The sequence below is a fragment of the Mesorhizobium album genome (assembly GCF_033977205.1).
In the GTDB taxonomy this organism is placed as follows: domain Bacteria; phylum Pseudomonadota; class Alphaproteobacteria; order Rhizobiales; family Rhizobiaceae; genus Mesorhizobium; species Mesorhizobium album.
Genome location: NZ_JAVIIW010000003.1, coordinates 213838 through 240553, shown reverse-complemented (window position 1 = coordinate 240553; position 26716 = coordinate 213838). Strand labels below are relative to the sequence as shown.

Here is a 26716-nt window from a genome sequence, read left to right as displayed (position 1 = left end):
GCTGGACATGCCGGGCGCAAGATGGCAGTTTTGCGTCATGATGCAGTGCTTCTTCCTGGTTCGTTCAAATTGAAGACGGCAGCCGAGGATTTTTCGGTCGTACCACCCTTCGAAATCCGATCGGGCGCCGAGCAACGCGTCCCTTTCCTCTTCAGTTCGCCGCATAGCGGCCGCCATTATCCCGAGCGCTTCCTCGCCATGGCGCGGCTCGACCGCACCGCCATACGCCGGTCGGAGGATTGCTATGTGGAGGAGCTCTTTGGCGGCGCCGTCGCGCTCGGCGCGCCGATGCTGGCGGCGAATTTTCCGCGCGCCTATCTCGACGTCAACCGCGAGCCCTGGGAACTCGATCCGCGCATGTTCGCGGAGCCCGTGCCGTCCTTCTGCAACATCCGCTCGGCCCGCGTCGCGGGCGGGCTGGGCACGGTGCCCAAGCTGGTGGGGGAGGGGCTGGACATCTATCCCGGGCGCCTGCCCCTGGCCGAGGCCGTTGGACGCATCGAAGCCGTCTACAAGCCGTATCACGAGACGCTGAAGCGGCTATTGACCAGGACCCATGCTAGGTTCGGCTATGCGGTGCTCATCGACTGCCATTCAATGCCGGCCAGCATTCGGGTCGGCGACAACGGCGTGCGGCCGGATTTCATCATCGGCGATCGCTTCGGCATTTCCGCCAGCGCGGCTCTGACCGAGAGGGCGATCGGCCTGCTCGCCGGCATGGGCTACGCGGTCGCGCACAACAAGCCCTATGCCGGCGGCTTCATCACCGAGCATTACGGCCGGCCGGCGCGCCATCTGCACGCGCTGCAGATCGAGGTCAATCGCGGCCTTTACATGAACGAGCGGACGTTCCAGAAATCGGCCGGCTTCGACGCGCTTGCCGACGACCTGACGCGTTTTTCGGCCGACCTGATGTCGATGCCCGACCATCATTTCGTCGATCTGCCGCTCGCCGCGGAATGACGCCCGCGTTGCGGTTCGCGGCTGAAAAAAAGACCGCATCGTTTTCACGACACGGTCGAAGTCTAGGGAGGAAACGCCCAAGGAGGGCATGGACAGGATAAGCTGTCCGATGACAAAACTATTGTGCGATGCACAAATGTCAATCGACTTCGGGCTTTTTTAATTCAATATGATGTGCAAATTCCGTTTCGGCGGCTGAAGTGTGACATCGGGGCAACAGAAGAGGGGCGCTAGGTCCGCTTCGCGCCTCTCATCCGGCAGGAACAGCGGCTGCCGCAATGGGAGAATGAGTTGGATATCAGCATCGACTTCATTCGGCGCATCGCGCGTGCCGCCGCCGCCGAGACCTTGCCGCGCTTCCGCAGCCAGGGCGCGGTCGCCAACAAGGAGGCGGAGAGCTTCGATCCGGTAACGGAGGCCGATCGCGAGGCGGAGCGGGCGATCCGGGCGCTGATCGCGGCGGAGTATCCCGATCATGGCATTCTCGGCGAGGAGCATGGCAGCGAAAACATTTCGCGCCGGCATGTCTGGGTCATCGACCCGATCGACGGCACACGCGCCTTCATTTCCGGCCTGCCGGTCTGGGGAACGCTGGTCGGGCTGACGGTCGACGGCGACGCCGTCGCCGGCCTGATGTCGCAGCCTTTCACCGGCGAGCTGTTCTATGCCAACGCTTCCGGCGCGCACTATGAAGGGCCGGGCGGTCCGCGCAAGCTCGCGACCCGCAAGACGACGGAGCTCGCCAAGGCGACGCTGTTCACCACCACGCCGGCGCTGTTCAAGGGCGAAGCGCGCAGCCGCTACGATGAGTTCGAGAAGCAGGTGCAACTCGCCCGCTACGGTACGGACTGCTACGCCTTCGCCATGATCGCGGCGGGAAGCGTCGACATCGTCGCTGATCCAGGCTTGAAGCCCTACGACATCGTGGCGCTGATCCCGATCATCGAGAAGGCGGGCGGTGTCGTCACCACCTTCGAGGGCGGGCCGGCGGAAAAGGGTGGTGACATACTGGCGGCGGCAACGCCCGAACTGCACGCCGCGGCGATGGCGGCGCTGCGCGGCTAAGCATCCGCTACGCCTCAATGTCTGTGCGCGGCGGAAACCGCAGCGCACATAGCTGTTCTCAGCCGTCGGCGGCCTGGGCGCCTGTGAGACGCAGGCCCCACAAAACGAGCGCGAAAGAAATGAGGCCGGTCGGCGCGGACGAATACGCCACGACCTTGATCACGGCTTCCTGAAGGGCGCTCCCGTGGAAGGCTCCGGCCGCCAACGGCATTGTCTCGTTGCCGGCCCCCGAAGCGCTGGCGATCACGTAGGCCGCGAGGATCGCCAAGGCCGAATAGATCAGGAGCCAGAACGCAGCCCGCGACATCGCCGCGCCGAGATTGAGCCTTGGCCACGTGAGACCCAGCGCCAGCAGGAGAATGCCCTGCAGGGCACTGAGCGTGTGCGCGGACAGTCCGAGCCGCGGTGCGGCGAGATACGGTATCGCGAAGCCTTCGAATGACGAAAACAGCAGCAGGGCGACGCCGATCTGCAGCAGGCGATGCCCCTGACGCGACAGCGTGTTCAATGCGTTCATGGCCGTTTCTCCCGATCCATGTCTCCCGATTCTTGTCGACTGGCGTCCGACCTCTTTGGGCAGCAACCTAGCGCTCGGCGCCTGAACGGGAATAAGGGGTCGAACGCGCCCGGACATGGCGAGGGAGCCGAGCCAGGCCGGGTTGTGACGTTCGCGCCAGTCGGGGGCTGGCCCGGCCCGCATCACCGGTATGCTGGCGAAGCGGTCAAACAGAGTCGCCGGTTCCGGGAATGAAAGCGTCGAAGGCCGCGAGCAGCTGCTCGCGGAATAGATCCTTTTCCTGCAGGATCTCGTGATGCGCGCCATCGATCATCAACAGCGAGCCGACGCGCAGCCGCCGGGCGTAGGATTCGACCGCCTTGGTCGAGACGACCTGATCGCCGCCGGCGGCGACGATCAGCGTCGGCACCTGGATCCTGGCCATGAAGTCGGGATCGCTGACCGCCTCGGAGGCCTCGGCGGCGGCCTTCAGCCAGCGGATGGTCGGACCACCGAGACCCAACTGCGGCCAGGCTTCATAGATGCCGGTGTTGCGTCGGTAGCGCTCCGGATCCGAGGTCACCTTGTTGGCATCGAAGGGCGGCGGCAATTTCGGCCGCGGTCCCCAGGCGGCATAGAGACGGCCGAGGCCCAGCGCGCAGAACACCGCGCAGACGCGCCGGACCGTGGTTATCGAAACCGACAGGTCGGGAACGGCCAGGAAGGGCGCGATCAGCACCATGCGCCGCACCCGGTTGACCATCGACGGCGAGGCAAGCAGCGCGATCACCGCCCCGGTGGAATGGGCAAGGATGTAATAGGGGCCGCGGCAATCCGGCAGCACGATCTCCTCGAAGAACTGCTCGAGGTCGCGGGTATAGTCGCGGAAGCTGCGGACATAGCCGCGCTGCCGGTCGCGCAGCAGGCGGCTGGAATCACCCTGGCCGCGCCAGTCGAGGATGGCGACGCCGAAGCCGCGGTCGGCAAGATTGCGGATGGTCTCGAAATATTTCTCGATGCACTCGTTGCGGCCGGTCAGCAGCACCACCGTGCCCTGCAGCGGGCGCGCGGCCGCGGCGAACACGCCATAGCGGATCTTCTTGCCGTCGCGGGTGGTAAAGAAGCCGCCGGCGGCGTTCTGCGGCGGCGGATTGCCCTCAGTCAGGTAGAAAAGATCCGTCATTCGGCGCTTCGTTGATTGCTCTTTGCCCGAACGGGCCAGGCGTCGCCATGGTGATAGACGGCCATGCGCCAAAAGCAAAGGCGTTCCGGGGATTTGCGCGCTTTCGTGAGAACGGGAGGCCGGAAGTGCCTGCGGCGCGCTTCCGGCCTCTGTCGATCCGGGAGGAAGGGACGTTGCACCCGGTTCGGCCTCGTCGCGGCGCGGGATGGCGGCGCCGCTTGTCTGTCATCTTGGCTGCAGCTTAGCGACCCGTGGCTGAACGGATGCCGAAGCCGCGGTTCATCTGCCGTTCATCAAGGCGCGGCTTTTGCGGCGGCTTTGCGAAAGCGTCGCGCGGCGACCGGATCCGGTGGTGCGCCATAAGTCCTTGTTTTGATGCATGTCGTTTTCCCGGAACCGTTCTGCGGTTTTGGGCGACATGCATCGGCCGAAAGCCTTGAAATGACTTTTTCCGCTTCCCAAATGAGGGTTGTGGCCGCCGATTGTCGGGGCCGCTGGCCCATCCGGGACGCCTTTCGAGGGTTTCGCACCGGCCACACGCAAACCATGTTGCTCAACAGGAGAACACATCATGCGTCACGTTGATTTTTCCCCGCTTTATCGCTCAACCGTCGGTTTCGACCGGCTGTTCACCATGCTCGACTCGCTCGGCCAGCCCGAGAGCGCGCAGACCTATCCGCCCTACAACATCGAGCGCACCGGCGAGAACGCCTATCGCATCTCGATGGCGGTTGCCGGCTTCTCGGAAGACGAGATCGCGATCGAGGCGCACCGCAACGTGCTGACCGTGAAGGGTGAGCGCAAGCAAGAGAACGACGGCGAAGGTTCCGAGCTGCTCTATCGCGGCATTGCCTCGCGCGCCTTTGAGCGCCGTTTCCAGCTCGCCGACCATGTCGAGGTCGAGGGCGCTACGCTGAAGAACGGCCTGCTCTTCGTCGACCTCAAGCGCAACATCCCCGAGGAGCTCAAGCCGCGCAAGATCGCGATCACCTCGTCTTCGGACAAGGCCAAGCAGATCGAGGCCAAGGCGGCCGCGTAACTCGCGCGCTCCATTACAGACACGTCTCCCTCCCGAGACGAAAGCGGCGCCGAGAGGCGCCGCTTTTTTGCGAGAAGCGGTTCAGCTCCAGCTATCCGGCGAGCAAGGCGCCGAGGCGGTCGACCTCCCCAGTCGTGGTCGCGAAGCTGGCGACGAAGCGATAGATCGCTTCATTGTCGCCGAGATGGCCGTCAAAACCGAGCGGCACGCCCCATTCATAGAATTTGGCGCCGGCGGCCTGCAGCTTCTCGGCAACGGCGCGGTCGAGGATCGCGAACACTTCGTTGGCTTGCGGTAGCCAGGCAAGCCTGCCCGCCGGCGCATCCTCGATCGTCTCGGCCAGGTGCGCCGCCGTCGCATTGGCATGGCGCGCCATCCTCAGCCACAGATCGTCGGTGAAATAGGCCTCGAACTGGGCCGAGATGAAGCGAGCCTTGGAAAAAGTCTGTCCGGCGCGCTGGCGAAGCAGGCGTAGATCGCGGCCGACTTCCGGGTTGAAGATCACGACCGCGTCGGCCATCCAGCAGCCATTCTTGGTGCCGCCGAAGGAGATGAGGTCGACGCCGCTTTTCCAGGTCATTTCCGCCGGCGTGACTTCGGTCGCAGCAATCGCGTTGGCAAAGCGCGCGCCGTCCATATGCAGCGGCAGTTTATGCCTGCGGCTAACCTCGGCGATCGCGTTGATGTCGTCGACGGTATAGACCGTGCCGACCTCCGTCGCCTGGGTGATGGTCACCGCCATCGGCTGGCCGGCAGGCGCAAGGTCTTGCGAATAGCGCTTGATGGCCTTGTCGAGGGCCTGCGGGCTCATGCGCCCCAAGGGACCTGGAACCGGCGCCATGCGTGCGCCGCCGCTATAGAAACCCATCGCGCCGAATTCATCGACATTCATATGCGCTTCGGAATGGCAAAGCGCGATGCCGCCGATGCGGTTCATCGACGCCATCGAAAGCGCATTGGCTGCCGTGCCGGTCGCGACGAAGAACACCTCAACGTCCCGCTCGAAGATCTCGCTGAAGCGCCGGTAGACGGCGCGGTCGAGGTCGCCATCGCCATAGGCGGTGGCGATGCCGGCTGCGTGCCGGGACAGGTTGGCCGAAATGTCGGGATGGACGCCCGCCCAGTTGTCGGATGCAAAAAACATCGAAAGGCTCGCAGCTGGTTTATGGAAGCGGGCGCGACTTGAACGCTTTGATCTTCCAAGCGCAAGGGCCAAATGTCGCCAAAGCGGTAAAGCCAGCGGACAGTCGAAAAGGGCGGAGACCGAAGCTTACGTTTTGCGGGCGTGTCACGAAATTTTGTGTCGCGCCGCGGCCAAGATTTTTGTGAATCGGTCTTGTGTGAGGGCCTGAATTCTGCCATAAAAAATTTAGGACAGTAGTGCTGTCTTATTTTGTCGCGCAAAACAGGCTGGATTGGCATATCATCGCTGCCATTCCGGCCATTGTCGCGAGCGGCGGGTAGACGGCTCCGCTCTGGCCTGTACGATACCGGATGCGAACCGGGCGTATAGCCGTATGGTTCGGCAAGAATTTCGCGAGACGTGCAGCAAGGATGAAGGGGAAGCATTGCGCTTCCCAAGGCAAACCAGCGCCCCCAGGCAAAGCAACGCCAAGCGGGCGGAAACGGAGGATAGGACGATGACGGAACTGACGCCATCTGCGATCAACGGCCAGGCCGCGCAGACGAAAGCGGCAGCCGTCAAAAATCCGATTCGCCCGACCAATGGCCAGACCGGAGGCTTGACGGCGCGAGGCCTCTACGATCCGCGCAACGAGCATGACGCCTGCGGCGTCGGCTTCATCGTCAACATGAAGGCCGTGAAGTCGCACCAGATCGTCAAGGACGGCCTGGCGATGCTGGAGAACCTCACCCATCGCGGCGCTGTCGGCGCCGATCCGCTGGTCGGCGACGGCGCAGGCGTGCTGGTACAGATCCCGGACCAGTTCTTCCGCGAGGAGATGGCGGCCCAGGGCATCGAGCTTCCCCCGGCCGGCCAATACGGCGTCGGGCACTGGTTCATGCCGCAGGACGCAGCGCTGCGCGCCCATATCGAGGACATCATCGCCGAATCGGCGCAGTCCGAAGGACTGCCGCTCATCGGCTTCCGCGATGTGCCGGTCGACAATTCGTCGCTGTCGAAGGCGCCGGAGATCGTCGCGTCCGAGCCGTTCCATCGCCAGGTGTTCATCGGCCGCACGGCCGACATTCCGGACGACGAGGAGTATGAGGCCAGGCTCTATCTGCTGCGCAAGGTGATCTCGGGCCGCATCTATGCCGAGAACGACAACAAGGACATCGGCGCCTATTGCGTGTCGCTGTCGGCGCGCACCATCGTCTACAAGGGCATGTTCCTCGCCTACCAGGTCGGCGCCTATTACAAGGACCTCAAGGACCCGCGCTTCGAAACGGCGCTGATCCTCGTCCACCAGCGCTTCTCGACCAACACCTTCCCGTCTTGGAAGCTGGCGCATCCCTACCGCATGGTCGCGCATAACGGCGAGATCAACACGGTGCGCGGCAACAACAACTGGATGGCGGCACGCCAGGCCTCGGTCGATTCGGAGCTGTTCGGCAACAACATCTCGAAGCTCTGGCCGATCTCCTATGAAGGCCAGTCCGACACCGCATGCTTCGACAACGCGCTCGAATTCCTGTTCCAGGGTGGCTATACGCTCAGCCACGCCATGATGATGCTGATCCCGGAAGCCTGGGCCGGCAACAAGCTCATGGATGCCGACCGCAAGGCTTTCTACGAATACCATGCGGCGCTGATGGAGCCGTGGGACGGGCCGGCGGCGGTCGCCTTCACCGACGGACGCCAGATCGGCGCGACGCTCGACCGCAACGGCCTGCGTCCGGCGCGCTACATCGTCACCGATGACGACCGCGTCATCATGGCTTCGGAAGCCGGCGTGCTGCCGGTGCCGGAGGACAAGATCGTGCAGAAGTGGCGGCTGCAGCCCGGCCGCATGCTCCTGATCGACCTTGCCAAGGGCCGCATCGTTTCCGACGAAGAGATCAAGTCGGAGATCGCGACCAGGCACCCCTACAGGACCTGGCTCGCCAACACGCAGCTCATCCTCGAGGATCTGAAGCCGGTCGAGCCGCGCGCGCTGCGCAAGGATGTCAGCCTGCTCGATCGCCAGCAGGCCTTCGGCTACACCCAGGAAGACACCAAGCTTCTGATGGCGCCGATGGCCACCACCGGCCAGGAAGCGGTCGGCTCGATGGGCACCGACACCCCGATCTCGGCGATGTCGGACAAGTCGAAGCTGCTCTACACCTATTTCAAGCAGAACTTCGCCCAGGTCACCAACCCGCCGATCGACCCGATCCGCGAAGAGCTGGTGATGAGCCTGGTGTCCTTCATCGGCCCGCGGCCGAACATCTTCGACCTCGTCGGCACGTCGCGCCGCAAGCGGCTCGAGGTGCGCCAGCCGATCCTGACCAATGGCGATCTCGAGAAGATCCGCTCCATCGGCCACACCGAAGACCGCTTCGACACCAAGACGATCGACATCACCTATGCCTCGAACGAGGGCGCGGCGGGCATGCAGGGCGCCATCGACCGGCTTTGCGAGCGGGCCGAGGCGGCGGTTGCCGGTGGCTACAACATCATCATCCTGTCCGACCGCCAGGTCGGGCCGGACCGCATCGCCATTCCCGTGCTTCTCGCCACCGCGGCGGTGCACCACCATCTGATCCGCAAGGGGCTGCGCACGGCGGTTGGGCTGGTCGTGGAATCCGGCGAGCCGCGCGAGGTGCATCATTTCTGCTGCCTCGCCGGCTACGGCGCCGAGGCGATCAACCCCTATCTTGCCTTCGACACGCTGCTCGACATGCACAAGCGCGGTGAGCTACCGGAAGAAGTCGACGCATACGAGGTCGTTTCCCGCTACATCAAGTCGATTGGCAAGGGCATCCTCAAGGTGATGTCCAAGATGGGCATTTCGACCTACCAGTCCTATTGCGGCGCGCAGATCTTCGACGCCATCGGCCTGAAGTCGGATTTCGTTGAGAAGTATTTCACCGGCACCGCGACGCTGATCGAAGGCGTGGGGCTCGACGAGATCGCGACCGAGACGCTCAGCCGCCACACGGACGCCTTCGGCAACGACCCTGTGCTGCGCAACAGCCTTGAGGTCGGCGGCGAATACATGTTCCGCATGCGCGGCGAGGCGCATATGTGGTCGCCTGATGCGGTCGCCACCTTGCAGCATGCCGTACGCCAAGGTTCCTGGGATACTTTCAAGGAATATTCGGCGCAGATCGACAGCGCGACCGCGCGGGCGCAGACCATCCGCGGCCTGTTCAAGATCAAGCTCGCCGAGGAAACCGGTCGCAAGAAGGTTGCGCTCGAGGACGTCATGCCGGCGGCCGAGATCGTCAAGCGCTTCTCGACAGGGGCGATGTCCTTCGGTTCGATCTCAAGGGAAGCGCACACTACACTGGCGCGGGCCATGAACGCCATCGGCGGCAAGTCGAACACCGGCGAGGGCGGCGAAGAGGCCGACCGCTACCTGCCGCTGCCCGGCGGCGGCAGGAACCCGGAACGCTCGTCGATCAAGCAAGTCGCCTCTGGGCGGTTCGGCGTGACGGCGGAGTATCTGGTCAATTCCGATGTCATGCAGATCAAGGTCGCGCAGGGCGCCAAGCCCGGCGAGGGTGGCCAGCTGCCAGGTCACAAGGTGGATGCAACCATTGCCAAAGTCAGGCACTCGACGCCCGGCGTCGGCCTGATCTCGCCGCCGCCGCATCACGACATCTATTCGATCGAGGATCTGGCGCAGCTGATCTACGACCTGAAGAACGTCAATCCTGCCGCCGACGTCTCGGTCAAGCTGGTGTCGGAGGTCGGCGTCGGCACGGTTGCCGCGGGCGTCGCCAAGGCGCGCGCCGATCACATCACCATCTCCGGCTATGACGGCGGCACCGGCGCTTCGCCGCTGACCTCGCTCAAGCATGCCGGCAGCCCGTGGGAAATGGGCCTCGCCGAAACGCATCAGACGCTGGTGCTCAACGGCCTGCGCTCACGCGTGGCGCTGCAGGTCGACGGCGGCCTGCGCACCGGCCGCGACGTCGTCATCGGCGCGCTGCTCGGCGCCGACGAGTTCGGCTTCTCGACCGCGCCGCTGATCGCGGCCGGCTGCATCATGATGCGCAAATGCCACCTGAACACCTGCCCAGTCGGCGTCGCGACGCAGGACCCGGTGCTGCGCAAGCGCTTCAAGGGCACGCCCGAGCACGTCATCAACTTCTTCTTCTACGTGGCGGAGGAGGTGCGCGCGCTGCTCGCCGAAATGGGCTTCACCCATCTCGACCAGATCATCGGCGACACCGACCTCTTGGAGAAGCGCGACGTGATCCAGCACTGGAAGGCGCGCGGGCTCGACTTCTCGAAGATGTTCTTCAAGCCCGACGCGCCGCACGAGGCGCTGCACTGGACCGAGCGGCAGAAGCATCCGATCGACGACGTGCTCGACCGCAAGCTGATCGAGCTGGCGAAGCCGGCGCTGGAGGCCAAGCAGCCCGTCACCATCGAGCTGCCGATCCGCAACGTCGACCGTTCGACGGGCGCGATGCTGTCGGGCGAGGTCGCCAGGCGCTTCAAGCACAAGGGCCTGCGCGAGGACACGATCACCGTCAAGCTCACCGGCACCGCCGGCCAGTCCTTCGGTGCGTTTCTCGCGCGCGGAGTCTCTTTCGATCTGGTCGGTGCCGGCAACGACTATGTCGGCAAGGGCCTCTCGGGCGGCCGCATCGTCATCCGGCCACCGGAAGAGGCCAAGATCATAGCTGCTGAATCGATCATCGTCGGCAATACGGTGCTTTATGGGGCCACCGAGGGCGAGGCCTATTTCGCCGGCGTCGCCGGCGAGCGCTTCGCGGTGCGCAATTCCGGCGTCGTCGCCGTCGTCGAAGGCGTCGGCGACCACGGCTGCGAATACATGACCGGCGGCATTGTCGTCGTCATCGGCAAAACGGGGCGCAACTTCGCCGCCGGCATGTCTGGCGGCGTCGCCTATGTGCTCGACGAGAAGGGCGATTTCGCCGAGCGCTGCAACATGGCGATGGTGGAACTGGAGCCCGTGCCGGAAGAGGACGACCTGATGGAGAAGCTGCTCCATCACGGCGGCGACCTCGACCACAAGGGGCGGGTCGACGTCTCCGGCGACATGACCAGCCACGATGAGGAGCGGCTCTATCAGCTGATCTCGAACCACGTCCATTACACGGGCTCGGTGCGCGGCCGCGAGATCCTCGAGAACTGGCAGAGCTTCCGGCCGAAATTCCGGAAAATCATGCCGGTCGAGTATCGCCGCGCGCTGATCGAGATGGAACGCATGCGCATGAGCGTGGCGGCGGAATAGGCTTCGGGCATGGCCGGGGAGACGATGCCCCGGCCGGCATCCTCACCAACAATCCTGACCTCGGAACGAAGGTTGCCATGGCAGCCTTATGGGGTTAACGGGTGCGCGGCAAAGGCGCGCCTTCGGACAGCAGGGACTGGACTATGGGCAAGGTAACAGGGTTTCTCGAGATCGACCGGCAGGTGCACAAGTACCAACCTGCCTCGGACCGCATCCGGCATTTCCGCGAATTCACGCTGCCGATGTCGGACAAGGAGGTCGAGAAACAGGCCGCGCGCTGCATGGATTGCGGCATTCCCTATTGCCATGGGCCGACCGGCTGTCCGATCCACAACCAGATCCCGGACTGGAACGACCTCGTCTACAATGGCGACTGGGAGAGCGCGATCCGCAACCTGCACTCGACCAACAATTTTCCGGAATTCACCGGCCGCATCTGCCCGGCGCCTTGCGAGGAGGCCTGCACGCTGAACCTCGAGGACATCCCGGTCGCCATCAAGACAGTCGAGCAGGCGATCGCCGACAAGGCCTACGAGACTGGCCACATCCGGCCCTATCCGCCGGAGAAGAAGACCGGCAAGCGCGTCGCCATCATCGGCTCCGGGCCGGCCGGCATGTCGGCGGCGCAGCAACTCGGCCGCGCCGGCCATGACGTGCATGTCTATGAGCGCGAGAGCCGGCCGGGCGGGCTGATGCGCTACGGCATTCCCGACTTCAAGATCGAGAAGCATTACATCGATCGCCGCATCGAGCAGATGCAGAGTGAGGGCGTTACCTTCCATTGCGGCGTCAATGTCGGCGTCGACAAGAAGGTTTCGGAACTGCTCGCCGAGTATGACGCGGTGCTTTACTGCGGCGGCTCCGAAACACCGCGCCCGGCCAACATTCCGGGCGACGAGCTCAGCGGCGTCTATGACGCCATGCCCTATCTGGTGCAGCAGAACCGACGCGTCGGCGGCGAGCCGATCCAGTCGGTGGCCTGGCCCTCGCACCCGATCATCGCCGGCGGCCAGCATGTCGTCGTGGTCGGCGGCGGCGACACCGCTTCCGACTGCATCGGCACCGCCTTCCGGCAGGGTGCGGTGCGCGTGACGCAGCTCGACATCCGTCCGCAGCCGCCGGAGAAGGAGGACAAGCTCGCCGTCTGGCCCTACTGGGCGACGAAAATGCGCACGTCCTCTTCCCAGGCCGAAGGCGCGGAACGCGAATTCCAGGTCGCGACGCTCGAGTTCATCGGCGAGGACGGCCAGCTGACCGGCGTGCGCTGCTGCGAGGTCGATGAGAAGCGCAAGCCGATCTCCGGTACCGAATTCGTCATTCGCGCCGATCTCGCCTTCATCGCCATCGGCTTTGCCGGACCTGCGAGCGACAGCGTGATGAAGGAACTGGACGGCCAGGTAAAGGTCGTCACCGACAGCCGGCGCTCGAAGAATGTCGAGGCCAACGACCGCGACTACAAGACCAGCATCGACAAGCTCTATGCGGCGGGCGACGTGCGCCGCGGCCAGTCGCTGGTGGTGTGGGCGATCCGCGAGGGCCGCCAGGCGGCGCGTTCGATCGACGAGGCGCTGATGGGATCGACGGTACTTCCCCGCTGAGACCGTCGAAACGTCCACGCCTGCAGCCGATTGCAGGCGTTTCCATGCCGCCGCCGGGCTACCGACTTATCGGCGTCGTCGCGTCCGAGGAAGCAGTTGGCGTCTTCGGCGGCCAGGAAAAATCGTCGGCGCGGCCGGGCGAGGCGGCTGGCGCCTTGCCCTCGACGGTCAGCTTTTCGCCGGGCAGGTTCGGATCCGCCTTGGCGGGCTGGGCAGCACCCAGCAGTTCCGTGCCGCCATCGAGCGCCGGGTCGCTGAGCAGCATCGGCGGAGTTCGGTCGACGACGACCGGCGCCGCGGCAGGCTTCGGCGCCTCGACCGGCGCGCCGGCCGGCGCGGAGACCGTGGTGACGCTTCCGGGCGCCGCCAGTCCAAGGATCTTCGCCAGCGGCTTTTCGGTATAGAAGGCCAGCTTGCGCTTGCCTGCCTTGGTCACGTTGATGCCGTCGTCGGAGCGCAGGCGCACCGGCTGGCCGTTGATGTCGGGGCCGGAGGTGACGAAGGCGCCGTTCTCGTCGACGAAGCCGTCCCAGACATCGACGAACTCGCCGCCGTGGCTCTGGGCGGCCGAATGATAGATGTCGTTGAAGGCCAGCATGTCCGAGTTCATCTTGGCCACCCGGAACGCCGGCATGCCGACCCACAGGAAAGGCACCTTGGCGTCCTGAATGGCCTTGCCCAACGCATCTGTGCGACGCTCATATTCCTTGGTCCAGATCTCTGAACGCGGCTGCTCGCGCACGTCGCCGACCCGCATTTGCTGGCGGTCGTTGGAGCCGAGCATGACGATCACGACGGAGGGCTTCTCCGTCTCGATCAGCGACTTGATCTCGACAGGCCAGTTGTAGAAATCATCACGCACGAAGCCGGAAGAGCCGTTGCTGCGCGCGACAATCCTGACGGCGGGATTGTCGGCAAAGGCAGCGTCGAGGCCCTCGGCAAGTCCGCCCGCCAGGAAATCGCCGACCACAAGCACGACACGAGCGTCGGGTGCCTTTTCGACGATCGGCGTCTCAGGTTCGGCCGGGGGACGCGGCTTCGGTTTCTTCTTGGGTTTCGGCCTTGCCGGCTGGATATCGGCCGGCGGCTCGATGCGCTCGCTGCGGCGCGGGAAAAGCAGTTCACGCAGCGACCAGCCGCTGCCCTCCTCCTGCGCGAAAGCAGGCGTGTGGAGGGCACCGGCGCCGGCGACGGCAAGCACGGCGGCGGCGAGAACGAGGAGCGGCAGGCGGCGAACGATCAGCCGGATACGCGCAACCGTAACCAATCAGGTCTCCATCCCTTGGCGCATGACCTTGCGAACACGGGAAATCATGCGCAAGCCGAAGCGCTACAGCATCCTTTCCGTATTTGAAAGGATGCTTCACGCCATGGACGGCTCTACTGCTTGCGGAGCCATTTCAGCACTTCCATGCTCGGATAGCCATCCTGCGTCAGGCCGACCTTTGCCTGATAAGCCATGATGGCGGCCTTCGATCCGTCGCCGATCTTGCCGTCGAACTTGCCGTCGTAATAGCCGTGCTCGGAAAGCCGCTTCTGCAATTCCTGCCGCTCCTCGAAGGTGAGCTTGGTGAAAGGCCGCTGCCAGTCCTGCACAAGGCCGGTGCCGCCGCCGATCTCGTCGGCGAGCAGGCCGACGGCCAAAGCATACTTGTCGGCATTGTTGTAGGCCTTGATGACCGAGAAATTCCTGATCATCAGGAAGGCCGGGCCGCCCCTGCCGTCCGGCACCTTCAGTGTCGCCTTGTCGGTGAGGTTCCTGAACGGCTTGCCATTGGCCCTAACGACACCGAGTGCCCGCCATTGCGCCAGCGTCTTCGATCCGGCAGGCAGCTTGCCGGCCGGCAGGGTCACTTCGTAGCCCCAGGTCTTGGCGGCCTGCCAGCCATTCTTCTTCAGAAGGTTGGCGGCAGTCGCCAGCGCATCGGGAATCGAATTCCAGATGTCGCGGCGGCCGTTGCCGTCCATGTCGACCGCGTAGCGCTGATAGCTGGTCGGGATGAATTGCGTCTGACCCATCGCGCCGGCCCAGGAGCCCATGAGGTGGCTTTCGTCGATGTCGCCGGTCTGCAGGATCTTCAACGCGGCGATCAGCTGGGTACGGGCATATTGCGACCGCTTCGGATCGCCATAGGCGAGTGTGGCCAGCGAGCGGATGACGTTGCGCATGATGTCGTCGCGCTTGAGGGTCTCGCCATAATTCGATTCCATCGACCAGATGGCGAGAAGGATGTTGCGGTCGACACCGAACCTCGACTCGATACGATCGAGCCACGGCTTCCATTTGCGGGCCATCGCCTGACCGTTGGCCACCGCCTGGTCATGCACGCGGTTGTCAAAATAGTCCCAAGCGGGAGCGGTGAATTCCGGCTGGGTGCGGGCCTTTTCCAGCACCACTGGGTCGGGCTCGATGCCCCTCAAGGCCTGGTCGTAGACAGCGCCCGAGACGCCGCCTTCGACGGCCGTGGCGCGGAAGCCAGCAACCCACTGGCGGAACCCGGCATCGGCGAAAGCTGGTCCGGCCGGCATCAGCAAGGCAAGCGTCAAGCCGGCGGCCGTCGCCAGCGCCGTCAGGCGCCTTGCGCTGTTGCGAACCGACATCTTTTCCTCCGTCGTCAAATCAGGAAGGATCATTCAACGCCGAACCCGGTTAGCATTTGGTTTACCATAGGCGCCGCGCGGAACGAAAAGAAAGGTCGCGGCTTTGGCCTGCATGTTCAACCCGGCCGTTCGGTAGTTCAACATTCCGGCGCGAAAATGACCGGGGGGATTGCGGAGCCGGTGGCCGAGCGGATAATTGGCCCCCAAAAAGGTGGGTGACGCAGCATGAAACGAGTTCGCAAGGCAGTTTTCCCGGTCGCCGGCCTCGGCACGCGGTTTCTTCCGGCCACCAAGGCCATACCGAAGGAGATGCTGACCGTCGTCGACCGGCCGGTCATCCAATATGTGGTCGATGAAGCGCGCGATGCCGGCATCGAGCATTTCATCTTCGTGACCGGACGCAACAAGGCGGTCATCGAGGATCACTTCGACGTCCAGTTCGAGCTCTACGACACGCTCGCCCAGCGCGGCAAGGATGACCAGCTCGCCCGCCTGCAGCGGCTGCAGCCGGCGCCTGGGCAGACCAGCTTCACGCGCCAGCAGGTGCCGCTCGGCCTTGGCCACGCCGTCTGGTGCGCACGCGAGCTGGTCGGCGACGAGCCGTTCGCGCTGCTTCTGCCCGACATGATCATGCAGTCGGAACAGAGCTGCATGAAGGACATGGTCGACCTTTACGCGGAGACCGGCAACAACATCATCGCCGTGCAGGAATGCGACCCGGCCGAGGCGCATAAATACGGCATTGTCGGCCGTGGCGAGGACACCCATCACGGCTTCCGCATCACCGGGATGGTGGAGAAGCCGAAACCGGGCACGGCGCCGTCCAACCTCTTTATCAACGGGCGCTACATCCTGCAGCCGGAGATTTTCGGCATCCTCGAAAGCCAGGAGCGGGGCGCCGGCAACGAGATCCAACTGACGGATGCGATGCTGAAGCTGGAAAAGCAGCAGCCCTTCTATGGCTACCATTACAAGGGACGCACCTTCGACTGCGGCTCGCCGGAAGGATTCGTCGAGGCCAATGTCGCTTTCGCGCTCTGGCGCAACGACATGAACGAGAGCATGGCCGGAGTTATTCGCACGCTGCTGGATGAAGTGCGGCCGGTGGAGCGGCGCGGCACTGCCTCTTAGGTGTTGGCTAAGGCCAACCGTGCTTCGTCATCCTCGGGTCTGCGCGTCCGCTTCGCTGCCGCTGCGCCCGAGGATGACGAAGTGCTACCTCTGCACCTTCAGGCCAAGATAGACGCTGTTGGCGACATAGTCGCGGCCCGCCAGATTGCTGGTGAGCTTCTCCGTCCTGACCCGCGTGGTGAGGCCGGCATAGCGGTTCAGCCACCATGTCAGCCCGGCTTCGGCACTTAGGATCAGATCGTGACCGTCGGAGCCGGTGTAGTCCCGCCAATCGAGCCCAAGCGACGAATTCGCCGTCAGATTGGCGCGCACCTGCCGCTCGCCGGTGAGCCGGCCCGAGTAGAGGACGTCGCCGCTCAGGCCGGCAGTGGTCGTGCTTTCGATCGTGGTCCTTCCGGTGAGCCCGATGATGGTGCCGCGCTCCGGCGACCATTTGAGATCGGCATTGACGTATGGTCCCGCGTTGGCCGGCAAGCGGTCATCGTCGATCGCTTCGCGCAGCCAGCCGACGGAGAACTCGCCGGAGAGCTTTTCGTCCATGTCGAGCTCGAGGCCGGCGCGCGCGCCGAGCCGCGTCGAGGAGCGCGCGAAACCATTGCTGTCGACACGCAGGTCATAGACCCGCCGGCCGGCCTCCACCTCGGCGAAAGGCGTGATGGCCGGCGAGACCTGGTAGCCGGTGCGCAGGGTGGCGGAATAGAGCGTGGCGTCGCGATCCTTCTGCGACAGCACGGTGCCGTCCGAGAGCTTGGCGTCGCCGTAGAAATCGTGCGTCACCGCGCCGGTCAGCGTATAGCGCATCTTGCCGACATCCTTCTCGATGCCGAGGCTGCCGTCCACGGTCTGCCGCAAAGGCTGCGAGGTGACGCCGGCGATCGCATCCGGCGAGGAGGCCGATTCCGGCACCGCTTCATAGCCGAGCTTGGCGATGGCGCGCAGCTCATGATCGAGGTCGACATTGAGCTGGCCCTCGATCCGGCCCCGCGCGTCGTTGATCTTCTGGCCTGAAAGGGTGTTGCGGAAGAGACCGTAGCCGTCGATGACGGCCGAATTCTCGCGCCAGTCCGAGGTGGCGGAAAAACGCAGCGCCGTTTCGGACAGAACCGCCGGCCTGCCGCCGCTGCTGGCGTCGGCGTTGGATGTGGCGGTGAAGCCCTGCTCCAGCGTCGGCCGGAAGACAAAGGTGCCGACCTTGATGCCGGGGGCGGCGAAAGGATCGTCTTCCGGCTTGGCTTTTTGGCCCTCGATCGACCCGGTGCGCTCGGCGCCGGGATCGAGCTTCTGCCGGTCGACGCTGTCGATGGTGACGGCGCGGCGGTTGGTGCCGTCGTCGCCGGTGGCCGCGGGATCGGCCTTGTCGCCGGTGGGAGCGGCCGTGCTCGCCGTGCTGACTGTGCTGTCGGCCGTCTGGCCGGGCTTCTTCTTGGCTTTTTTCTTGTCCGCGACCTTGGTGTCGCTTTTCGTGTTGGCATCGGCCGTTCGCTGCCTGGCGGTCGAGGGCCGGCGCGGTCGGGCCGGGGTCTGATTGTCGGCAAAGGGGTCGTCGGTTGCCTGCGGCTGGTCGAAGATGCTCGCCGCCGCGTCCGCTGTCTGGTCGTCGTCCGGAACGGCGCCCGGGCTCTCCGGCTGGTAGGGGTTTGCGAGGGTCTGGTCTCCAGCCGTCTGGGTGGCCGGAGTTCCCTGATCCTGCGATCCCTGCACGCGCAATTGTCTCGCCTTGCGCTGCTGGTCGGTCAGGATTGCCGATTCGGAGACCTCGCCACGCAGCTCGGTTTCCTGCGCGAAGACCGGCCCGGGGCGCAGCAAGGCAAGAACGCTCGCCGCCATCAGCAGCGCGCCGACGGCCATGCCCTTTCGACCTCTTTTCGTTTCAGGCTGGGGCCCCGACATAGTCACCACTGCTTGCGCGGCGCAGGCGCGCCATACTTACCGGACCGTAAATGGGGATGGTTAACGGAGGGTTGAAACGGGCCGTTCCCACTGCCTGCGACGCACGCCAAACGGGAATTCCGTTGGACAGGCGGGCGACATAGCGCTAATGGCATCTGCCATGCATGCGGGGTCCCCAGAAAGAAAGCGGCCGGACAGTCAGGCTGCGATCGAATCGGCGCTGAGAACGGTGGCCACGGAACAGGCCGGCGTAGCCGCGCTTGCCGCGGCGCTCGACAACGGCCTGGCCGGGCCGTTCGCGGCCGCCATCGATCTCATTGCGCGGATCGAAGGCCGCGTCATCGTCACCGGCGTCGGCAAGAGCGGCCATATCGGTTCCAAGATCGCCGCTACGCTCGCCTCGACCGGCACGCCTGCCTTCTTCGTCCATCCGGCCGAGGCCAATCACGGCGATCTCGGCATGATCGCCAGGGACGACGCAATCATCGCCATGTCGTGGTCGGGCGAGAGCAAGGAACTGATGGGCATCGTCGCCTATTCCAGGCGCTTCTCCATCCCGCTGATCGCCATCACCTCCGGCGAGAGCTCGGCGCTGGCGCGGGCGGCCGACGTGGTGCTGCTCCTGCCGCCGGCGCCGGAGGCCTGCCCGCATGGCCTGGCGCCGACGACGTCAGCGCTGCTGCAACTGGTCATGGGCGATGCGCTGGCGATCGCGCTGCTCGAGGCGCGCGGCTTCACGCCGGATCACTTCCGCACCTTCCATCCCGGTGGCCAGCTCGGCGCCAATCTCACGCAACTGCGCGAGATCATGCATGTCGGCGAGCGGCTGCCGCTGGTGCCATCGGGCACCAGCATGCGCGAAGCGATCGTCGAGCTGTCGCAAAAAGGTTTTGGCTGCGTGGCGATCACAGGCGCCGACGGCACGCTGATTGGCATCATCACCGACGGCGATATCCGGCGCCACATCGCCAGCGATCTCCTGTCGATGAGCGTCGATCAGGTGATGACGAGAAAGCCGAAAACGGCTGCCCCCGACACGCTGGTGGCGACGGCGCTGCAAACGATCAACGCCTCCGCTATCACCAGCCTGATGGTGGTGGAAGGCGGCCGCCCCGTGGGGCTCGTGCATCTGCATGATCTGCTGCGCATCGGCGCCGCTTAGGATCTGTGATTCCGGCCTGACCTGAATCTCAACAGAGGCCGGCTGCCACAGGTCAATCAAACAGCCTCCACCGTCAGCTCAAGATCGGTGTCGGCGGCCCCCGTCACACGCACTTGCGTTCCGGCCGGAAGGTCGGGGCCGGAAACCCGCCACAGCGTGTCGCCCAACCTAATGCGGCCGCGGCCGTCCTTGATCGGCTCGGTGAGCGTCGCCGTGCGGCCGACCATCTGTGCGCCTCGGCGGTTGAGCAGTGGCTGGTCGACCTCCCCGGCGCGCGCGGCCGTCAGCCTCTTGCCGACGAAGGCCGAGATGACGGACAGGACGAGGAAGGCGATGACCTGAACCTGCCAGGTCCAGATGGCGCTATTCAACTCGGCCTGCCACGGCCAGATGGCGGCATAGCTGATGAGCAGCGACACCGCGCCGATGATGAGGGCCGCGATGCCGATCCAGAGCATGAACACGCCGGGCGCCACGACCTCCATCACCAGCAGCACGAAGCCGAGGACCATCCAGTTCCAGGGACCGAGTTCCGATACGATGCGCTCGATCATTGACGTTCTCCAGCTAGAGCGGTTCACCGTTTCACGGAAAGGCAGAACCGCTCTATCTCCTTGTTTTGACGCAATTCCGGACGGAAAACCGTTTCACACTTCTCCTGGAATTGCTCGATACAGGGTCACATCAGTTATCGCTCGGCCGCACCAGCGGCGGGCGTGAAACCTGACGCTGCGCGCCCGAAGGGCCGTCATTCTTGAAGACTTCCCTGGCGATCTCGCCGATGCCGCCCAGCGTGCCGATCAGCGACGATGCCTCCAGCGGCATCAGCACGATCTTGTTGTTGCTGGACGAGCCTATCTTGGCCAGCGCCTCGGTGTATTTCTGAGCGATGAAGTAGTTGATCGCCTGCACGTCGCCCTTGGCGATGGCTTCCGACACCACCTGCGTCGCCTTGGCCTCCGCTTCGGCCGAGCGCTCGCGCGCCTCGGCGTCCCTGAAGGCGGCTTCCCGGCGGCCCTCGGCCTCGAGGATCTGCGACTGCTTCAGGCCTTCGGCGGCAAGGATCTGGGCGCGCTTGTCGCGCTCGGCCATCATCTGGCGGCCCATCGATTCCACCAGATTGGCCGGCGGGTTGATGTCCTTGATCTCGACGCGGGTGATCTTGATGCCCCACGGATGCGCCGCCTCGTCGACGACGCGCAGCAGGCGCTCATTGATCGCGTCGCGGTTGGACAGCAACTCGTCGAGGTCCATCGAGCCCATGACGGTGCGGATGTTGGTCATGGTGAGGTTGAGGATGGCGTTCTGCAGCCCGGCCACCTGGTAGGCGGCCTGCGCGGCGTTCAGCACCTGGTAGAAGGCGACGCCGTCGACGCCGACGATGGCGTTGTCGCGGGTGATGATCTCCTGCGTCGGGACGTCGAGCACCTGCTCCATCATGTTCATCTTGGCGCCGACGCGCTCGAAGATCGGGTTGATGATGTTGAGGCCAGGCGTCAGCGTCTTGGTGTACCGTCCGAAGCGCTCCACCGTGTAGTTGTAGCCTTGCGGCACCGTCTTGATGCCTTTGAAAAGAAGGATGATGACGAGAAAGACAAGAACAATGATGGCAATGTCGAAACCGCTGAAGCCCATTTCGTTTCTCCCTCAAAAGGCGGCGACCTCGCGAAATCACTTAAGTGTGTTTCCGCAGCGTTACAATCAGGTGATCACGAATATCGGTTAGCGAAGGCTTTTGCGTACCGGGTTCAACCGCGTCGGTGAAACCGGTCACACCCAGCCGGAAAGCTCGCGCCGCACCATTGCCTCGATCACCGCCATGCCCTCGGCGCTGTCGTTGAGGCAAGGGATGTGGGCGAAGTTCCTGCCGCCGGCGTGGTGGAAGGTCTCTGCCGCCTCGCGGCCGATCTCGTCCAGCGTCTCGATGCAGTCGACGGAAAAGCCCGGATTGACGACGGCGATCGACTTCACGCCGTCCTTCGCCAACTTCTCGACGGTGACATCGGTGTAGGGCTGCAGCCATTCCTGCGCGCCGAAGCGCGACTGGAAGGCGGTGATGAGCTTCTTCTCGTCCCATCCCAGCCTTGCCCGCAGCAGCCGCGTCGTCTCGAGGCAATGCGCGCGATAAGGGTCGCCCTTGTCGGAATAGGGTTTAGGGATGCCGTGGTAGGAGGTGATCACCACCTCCGGCTCGAAGTCGAGCGTCGCCAGATGTTTCTCGATCGAACGGGCGAGCGCCTCGATATAGACCGGCTCGTCGTAATAGGGCGGCACGCTGCGGATCGCCGGCGCATGCCTGAGCTTCATCAGCGCGCGGAACAACTGGTCGTTGGCGGTTGCCGTAGTCGTCGCCGAATATTGCGGGTAGACCGGGAAGGTAAGGATGCGCTCGCAGCCCTGCTCGACCAGCCGGCGGGCGACGCTTGCCGTCGAGGGGTTGCCGTAGCGCATCGCCCAGTCGACCACGACGTCCGGCAGGTCGGCCAGCGCGCCGGCCAGCTTCTCGGCCTGCGAGCGGGTGAAGGTGCGCAGCGGCGACTCGTTCCTCTCGGTGTTCCAGATCCTGGCGTAGTTGGCGCCGGATCTTTTCGGCCGCGTGGTGAGAACCAGCCCGTAGAGGATCGGGTACCAGATCGCCTTGTTGAGCTCGATGACGCGCGGATCGGAGAGGAATTCCCTGAGATAACGCCACATCGGCGTGAAGCCGGTGCCGTCCGGCGTGCCGAGATTGATCAGCATGATACCGATCTTGCCCTGCTTCACCAGCGCGGCGTCCGCCGGACCTGCGGTCTTGGCGGCTTTGGCATCGGCAGGGCTGGCAAGCGTCATCAACGGTCTCCGGGCAGGCGCCGTAAAACTAGCGACGCCCTATTGCTTTTCAATGCCGCGTCTGGCCGCACCTTATCCCGCTCCCACCTGAAAACGGAACACCCGCCCGGTTGCCCGGACGGGTGCCCTGAATTTTCGGGGAGCTTACTTCGCGGCCGGCGGAATGGTGAGCGTTGCGCCGAGCGGCAGACGGCGCGGCCTGTAATCCTTGTTGGCCTCGGAGATCAGCTTCCATTTGGCGCCGTCGCCATAGTTTTTCTTGGCCAGGTCCCAGTAGGTGTCGCCGGCGGCGATGACGTGGCTGGTTTCTGCCGGCGCTGTCTCGGCCGGCTTGGCCGGTTCGGTCGTAGGGGCAGCTGTCGCCGGAGCGGTCTCTGCGGGTTTTGCCGCCTCCGACGTTGCCGGTGTCGTCTCGGCCTGAACGGTCGGCGGCGTGCCGGCGATGTCGCCGGAATTGGATGGCAAAGCCGGCATTGCGGGCTCGGCGGTCGCGGTCGCCGTCTCGGCCTGTTTGGCTGGTGCCGCCGTGGCCGGGGCAGCCTCGGCAGGCTTTGCCGGCTCCGCAGCAGCGACCGTCGCGCCGATCTCGGTGATGCGGCCGTCGAGCTTCGGCGTATAAGGCCGGTGCGCGCCGAGATAGTCGGCCACCACCTGTTCCAGGCCCGGACCGTAGTCATAGGCATCCGTGGCCTTCTCGGCGAAGACCTTGTAGCCGTCGCCGCCTTGGCGGACGTAGTTGTTGGTGGCCACGATATACTGCTTGTCCGGATTGATCGGCGCCCAGGCGCCGTTCTCCATCACCTCGACCGATTTGACGCGACCGGCATTGGGCGCCACCGACTTGTCGAAGGAATATTTGAGCCCTGCCACCTGCGGGAAACGGCCGGCGCCGTCCTCGATCTGGCTGAGGCCGTTTTCCAGGCCCGCGACCAGATCCTTGCCGGAGATCTTGAACGTCGCGAGCGTGTTCTGGAACGGCAGCACCGTCAGCACCTCGCCCATGGTGACGGTGCCCTGGTCGATCGAGGCGCGCAGGCCGCCGCCATTCGAGATGACGATTTCGACGCCCTGGCTCTTCACGCGATCGAGGATGGCATCCGAGACCAGATTGCCCATTTCGCATTCGCGCGCGCGGCAATTCTCGCGGCTGCCGTCGATCGGCTTGGTGGTCTCGGCGACCTCCTTGTTCTTCAGCGCCTCGATCGGCGCGCCGAGCTCCTTGATGCGGGCGAGCACGGCAGGATCGGGCGTGATCGACTTGTCGAGAAAGATCGGGTCGCCGCTCGCTTGCTTGACGACGCCGTTGTCGTCGAAGACGACCTTGAACTCGCCGAGATATTTCGAATAGGACGCCGCCTGCACCACCGGCACCTTGTAGCCGTCGGGGTTGTCGACCATCGTCGGATAGGGGCCCGCCGCCTTCGGGTCGGTGTTGGACAGGAGCGTGTGGCTGTGGCCGCCGACCACCACGTCGATGCCCGGGATCTTGGCGATCACGTCGCGCTCGCGGTTGTAGCCGATATGGGTGACCGCGATGATCTTGTTGATGCCTTCTCCCTTCAGCTTCTCGACCTCGGCGGTGATCGACTTGACGTCGTCCGCAATGGCAATGTTCGGGCCGGGCGAGGCGAGCTCCGGCGTGTCGTTGGTGACGGCGCCGACAATGCCGATCTTCTGGCCGCCGACCTCAACCACGATCGACGACTTGACCTTGCCCTTGGCGCCGGACTTGTCGTTGGGCACGACATTGGCGCTGACGACCGGGAACATCGCCTTGTCGAGGTAAGGCACCAGCGCGCTCTCGCCGTCGTCGAATTCATGGTTGCCGAGCGTCACCGCGTTGGGCTTCATCTGATTGAGAAATTCCTCCTCCACAGCACCCTTGTAGGTGATGTAGAACAGCGATCCCTGGAAGCTGTCGCCCGCATTGAGCAAGAGCACGTTCTGACCCTCGAGCTTCTTTCGCTCCTGCGCAATCGCGGTGACCAGCCGGCCGGCGCCGCCGATGCATTCGCCCTTGGTCTCCTCCTCGGCCGAACAGGTCGACTCGTATTTGTTATTGCCTTCGATGCGGCTGTGCCAATCGTTGAAATGCAGGATGTTCAGAGTGTAGTCGGCAAAGGATGTTCCCGCCGACAGGCCAAGTGCTGATGCGGAAAGGGCGGCAATGGCGGCAAATTTCTTCATTCTCGTCTCCCGGATGAGCTGACCTGAAGTGCTTAAAGCCCTCGCTTGACTGGAAGATAACAGTCAGCTTCGGGTCATGTTCACATCGCGTTTTGGCCGATGCAAGCGGAAATCGGGAACAGGTTTGCCGGCACAAAAAAGGACGGCGGCTTGCACCGTCGTCCTTGAGGAGGTCGATCTTTACCGGCTCAGGCCCGGCGCGTCAGCACGAAATTCTGGCCGCTGGCGCTGGTGCAGTTGAGCTGACTGGTCGAGATCATCAGGCAGTTGAAGCTGACCGGCGTCTGGCGGATCAGCGAGGTGCCGTGGATCTCGACCGAGGTCGGGCCGGTCATGGTGTAGCTGCCTTCGGACAGTTTCTGCCCGGTATCGGTGGCGACGGTGGTGAAGTTGCCGGCCGAGAAGGTCGACAGGCCGGTGCCCTTGGCATCGATCCAGTTGCCCTCGACGCCCTTGGGCGCCGCCGACATCGGCGGTTCCGAAGGGCCGGTGGTGCAGGCCGCAGCCGCCAAAAGGCTTGCCGCAGCGCCTGCCGAAAGCAATTTGCGCGCAATGGTCATTTGAAAATCCTCTCCTCTCGCATCGGCCCGAAAATCGCTTTGCGATTTTCGGAAAGCACGATGCGTCCGTTCAAAGTGCTAGAGCGCACTTTGTGCGTCCGAAGGGACGCACGTCGCTCTAGGCCGCCCGTCTTCAATCGCCCGATTTCCGGGCGATTGCAAGGCGGCGGGAGCTGTTGCCCAAGCTGCTATCGCACCAGGATGTTGCGGAACTGCCACGGATCGTCCCTGTCGAGGTCGTCCGGGAAAAGGCCCGGGCGGTTATCGAGCGGCGTCCAGTCGGTGTAATAGCCCCTGACCGGTCCAAGATAGGGCAGTTGCACTTCCAGGCAGCGCTTGAAATCCATCTCGTCGGCCTCGACGATGCCGGCAGCCGGATTTTCCAGCGCCCAGACCATGCCGGCGAGCACCGCTGAGGTGACCTGCAGGCCGGTGGCGTTCTGGTAGGGAGCCAGCTTGCGCGCCTCGGCGAGCGACAGCTGCGAGCCGTACCAGTAGGCGTTCTTGTCGTGGCCGTAGAGCAGCACGCCGAGCTCGTCGACGCCGTCGACCAGCTCGTTCTCATCGAGCACGTGGTGGACGGGCTGCGCCTTGCCGGCGGCGCCGAACATCTCGTGCAGCGACAGTACGGCGTCATTGCAGGGATGGTAGGCATAGTGACAGGTCGGGCGATACTGCACCTTGCCCTTCTTGCCGCGCACGGTGAAGAAATCGGCGATCGAAATCGACTCGTTGTGCGTCACCAGGAAGCCGTATTGCGAGCCGGGCGTCGGGCACCAGCTGTGCACGCGCGTGTTGGCGCCGGGCTGCTCCAGAAAGATCGCCGCCTGCGAGCCGTTCTTGTGCTTCCTGCCGTTCTTCGGCATCCAGTTCTCATGCGTGCCCCAGCCGAGCTCGGCCGGCTGCATGCCTTCGGAGATGAAGCCTTCGACCGACCAGGTGTTCCAGAACACGTCCATCGGTTTCGGTTTCTTGGTGCGCTGGGTGTCGCGCTCGGCGATGTGGATGCCCTTGACGCCGGCCTTCCGCATCAGCTTCGCCCAACCCTCGCGGTCGTGCTCCGCCGGGACGGCAAATTCGAGCCCGAGATCGGTGGCGAGGTTGACCAGCGCCTGCTTGACGAACCACGAGACCATGCCGGGATTGGCGCCGCAGCAGGAGATCGCCGTGGTGCCGCCGGGGTTCTTCTCTTTCTCCTGGCGCACGCTCTCGCGCAGCGCATAGTTGGTGCGCGAGGCATTGTCGGCCGTTTCGTCGAAATAGAAGCCGAGCCAGGGCTCGACCACGGTGTCGATGTAGAGCACGCCAAGCTTGCGGCAGAGCTTCATCAGTTCGAGCGAGGAGGTGTCGACCGACAGGTTGACGCACATCCCCTGGCCGCCGCCATGGGTGAGAAGCGGGGTCAGCAGCTTCTTGTAGTTCTTCTTGGTGATCGCATCCTGCATGAAGGTGATGCCGCGCTCGTCGAGCAGCTTGCGGTCAGTGTCGACCGGGTCGATGACCACCATGCGCGACTTGTCGAACTTGAAATGGCGTTCGATCAGCGGCAGCGTTCCCCGTCCGATCGAGCCGAAGCCGATCATCACGACAGGGCCGGTGATTTCACCGTAAACGGGCCAGTTTTCATTCGCCATTTTT

Annotated in this window: 19 protein-coding genes; 7 read left to right on the top strand and 12 right to left on the bottom strand. The window is 64.3% G+C overall.

Annotated elements, in window-relative coordinates; all coding sequences use genetic code 11:
* Nucleotides 1-21 precede the first annotated feature (21 nt).
* Both RFN28_RS04245 and hisN read left to right on the top strand, forming a co-directional pair.
* Nucleotides 22-963 (top strand): N-formylglutamate amidohydrolase, encoded by a 942-nt coding sequence (locus RFN28_RS04245; RefSeq protein ID WP_320286120.1) that lies wholly within the window; start codon nucleotides 22-24, stop codon nucleotides 961-963.
* Nucleotides 964-1254: 291 nt separating this feature from the next.
* Complete coding sequence (hisN, locus tag RFN28_RS04240; protein WP_320286119.1) at nucleotides 1255-2028, top strand: histidinol-phosphatase; 774 nt, start codon at nucleotides 1255-1257, stop codon at nucleotides 2026-2028.
* Nucleotides 2029-2086: 58 nt separating this feature from the next.
* Here the strand turns inward: hisN and RFN28_RS04235 are convergent, their stop codons facing one another.
* Both RFN28_RS04235 and RFN28_RS04230 read right to left on the bottom strand, forming a co-directional pair.
* Nucleotides 2087-2545: a styrene oxide isomerase gene (locus RFN28_RS04235; RefSeq protein WP_320286118.1), complete on the bottom strand. Its 459-nt coding sequence runs from the start codon at nucleotides 2543-2545 to the stop codon at nucleotides 2087-2089.
* A gap of 205 nt (nucleotides 2546-2750) precedes the next feature.
* Nucleotides 2751-3707, bottom strand: coding sequence for an alpha/beta fold hydrolase (locus RFN28_RS04230; RefSeq protein WP_320286117.1), 957 nt, complete (start codon nucleotides 3705-3707; stop codon nucleotides 2751-2753).
* A 571-nt stretch (nucleotides 3708-4278) separates the two neighbouring features.
* Between RFN28_RS04230 and RFN28_RS04225 the strand changes: the two genes are divergently transcribed.
* Complete coding sequence (locus RFN28_RS04225) at nucleotides 4279-4746, top strand: Hsp20 family protein (protein WP_320286116.1); 468 nt, start codon at nucleotides 4279-4281, stop codon at nucleotides 4744-4746.
* Nucleotides 4747-4837: 91 nt separating this feature from the next.
* Here RFN28_RS04225 and RFN28_RS04220 read toward each other — a convergent pair whose 3' ends face one another.
* Nucleotides 4838-5890, bottom strand: coding sequence for a threonine aldolase family protein (locus RFN28_RS04220; RefSeq protein ID WP_320286115.1), 1053 nt, complete (start codon nucleotides 5888-5890; stop codon nucleotides 4838-4840).
* 496 nt (nucleotides 5891-6386) lie between these two features.
* Between RFN28_RS04220 and gltB the strand changes: the two genes are divergently transcribed.
* Both gltB and RFN28_RS04210 read left to right on the top strand, forming a co-directional pair.
* On the top strand, nucleotides 6387-11120 hold the full coding sequence (gene gltB, locus RFN28_RS04215; RefSeq protein ID WP_320286114.1) for a glutamate synthase large subunit: 4734 nt from the start codon (nucleotides 6387-6389) through the stop codon (nucleotides 11118-11120).
* Between the two features lie 143 nt (nucleotides 11121-11263).
* Nucleotides 11264-12718: a glutamate synthase subunit beta gene (locus RFN28_RS04210; protein ID WP_320286113.1), complete on the top strand. Its 1455-nt coding sequence runs from the start codon at nucleotides 11264-11266 to the stop codon at nucleotides 12716-12718.
* A gap of 58 nt (nucleotides 12719-12776) precedes the next feature.
* Here RFN28_RS04210 and RFN28_RS04205 read toward each other — a convergent pair whose 3' ends face one another.
* Both RFN28_RS04205 and RFN28_RS04200 read right to left on the bottom strand, forming a co-directional pair.
* The gene (locus RFN28_RS04205; protein ID WP_320286112.1) at nucleotides 12777-13985 is read right to left on the bottom strand and encodes a DUF459 domain-containing protein; all 1209 of its coding nucleotides are present in this window, start codon (nucleotides 13983-13985) and stop codon (nucleotides 12777-12779) included.
* Between the two features lie 113 nt (nucleotides 13986-14098).
* Entirely contained in the window at nucleotides 14099-15319 is a 1221-nt protein-coding gene (locus tag RFN28_RS04200; RefSeq protein ID WP_320286111.1) for a lytic murein transglycosylase, read from the bottom strand.
* A gap of 225 nt (nucleotides 15320-15544) precedes the next feature.
* Between RFN28_RS04200 and galU the strand changes: the two genes are divergently transcribed.
* The gene (gene galU, locus RFN28_RS04195) at nucleotides 15545-16450 is read left to right on the top strand and encodes a UTP--glucose-1-phosphate uridylyltransferase GalU (protein WP_320286110.1); all 906 of its coding nucleotides are present in this window, start codon (nucleotides 15545-15547) and stop codon (nucleotides 16448-16450) included.
* An 84-nt stretch (nucleotides 16451-16534) separates the two neighbouring features.
* Here galU and RFN28_RS04190 read toward each other — a convergent pair whose 3' ends face one another.
* Nucleotides 16535-18340, bottom strand: coding sequence for an outer membrane beta-barrel protein (locus RFN28_RS04190; protein ID WP_320286109.1), 1806 nt, complete (start codon nucleotides 18338-18340; stop codon nucleotides 16535-16537).
* 160 nt (nucleotides 18341-18500) lie between these two features.
* Between RFN28_RS04190 and RFN28_RS04185 the strand changes: the two genes are divergently transcribed.
* A complete protein-coding gene (locus RFN28_RS04185; RefSeq protein ID WP_320286108.1) occupies nucleotides 18501-19502 on the top strand; it encodes a KpsF/GutQ family sugar-phosphate isomerase in 1002 nt (333 codons plus the stop codon).
* Nucleotides 19503-19558: 56 nt separating this feature from the next.
* Here RFN28_RS04185 and RFN28_RS04180 read toward each other — a convergent pair whose 3' ends face one another.
* The 6 genes from RFN28_RS04180 to RFN28_RS04155 form a co-directional block, all read right to left on the bottom strand.
* A complete protein-coding gene (locus RFN28_RS04180; RefSeq protein WP_320286107.1) occupies nucleotides 19559-20056 on the bottom strand; it encodes an NfeD family protein in 498 nt (165 codons plus the stop codon).
* A 130-nt stretch (nucleotides 20057-20186) separates the two neighbouring features.
* Nucleotides 20187-21137 (bottom strand): SPFH domain-containing protein, encoded by a 951-nt coding sequence (locus RFN28_RS04175; protein WP_320286106.1) that lies wholly within the window; start codon nucleotides 21135-21137, stop codon nucleotides 20187-20189.
* Between the two features lie 135 nt (nucleotides 21138-21272).
* The gene (gene hemH, locus RFN28_RS04170; protein ID WP_320286105.1) at nucleotides 21273-22331 is read right to left on the bottom strand and encodes a ferrochelatase; all 1059 of its coding nucleotides are present in this window, start codon (nucleotides 22329-22331) and stop codon (nucleotides 21273-21275) included.
* Between the two features lie 144 nt (nucleotides 22332-22475).
* The gene (locus RFN28_RS04165) at nucleotides 22476-24518 is read right to left on the bottom strand and encodes a 5'-nucleotidase C-terminal domain-containing protein (protein ID WP_320286104.1); all 2043 of its coding nucleotides are present in this window, start codon (nucleotides 24516-24518) and stop codon (nucleotides 22476-22478) included.
* Nucleotides 24519-24706: 188 nt separating this feature from the next.
* Nucleotides 24707-25078 (bottom strand): outer membrane lipoprotein Omp10, encoded by a 372-nt coding sequence (omp10, locus tag RFN28_RS04160; protein ID WP_320286103.1) that lies wholly within the window; start codon nucleotides 25076-25078, stop codon nucleotides 24707-24709.
* 188 nt (nucleotides 25079-25266) lie between these two features.
* Nucleotides 25267-26712 (bottom strand): homospermidine synthase, encoded by a 1446-nt coding sequence (locus tag RFN28_RS04155; protein ID WP_320286102.1) that lies wholly within the window; start codon nucleotides 26710-26712, stop codon nucleotides 25267-25269.
* Nucleotides 26713-26716 lie beyond the last annotated feature (4 nt).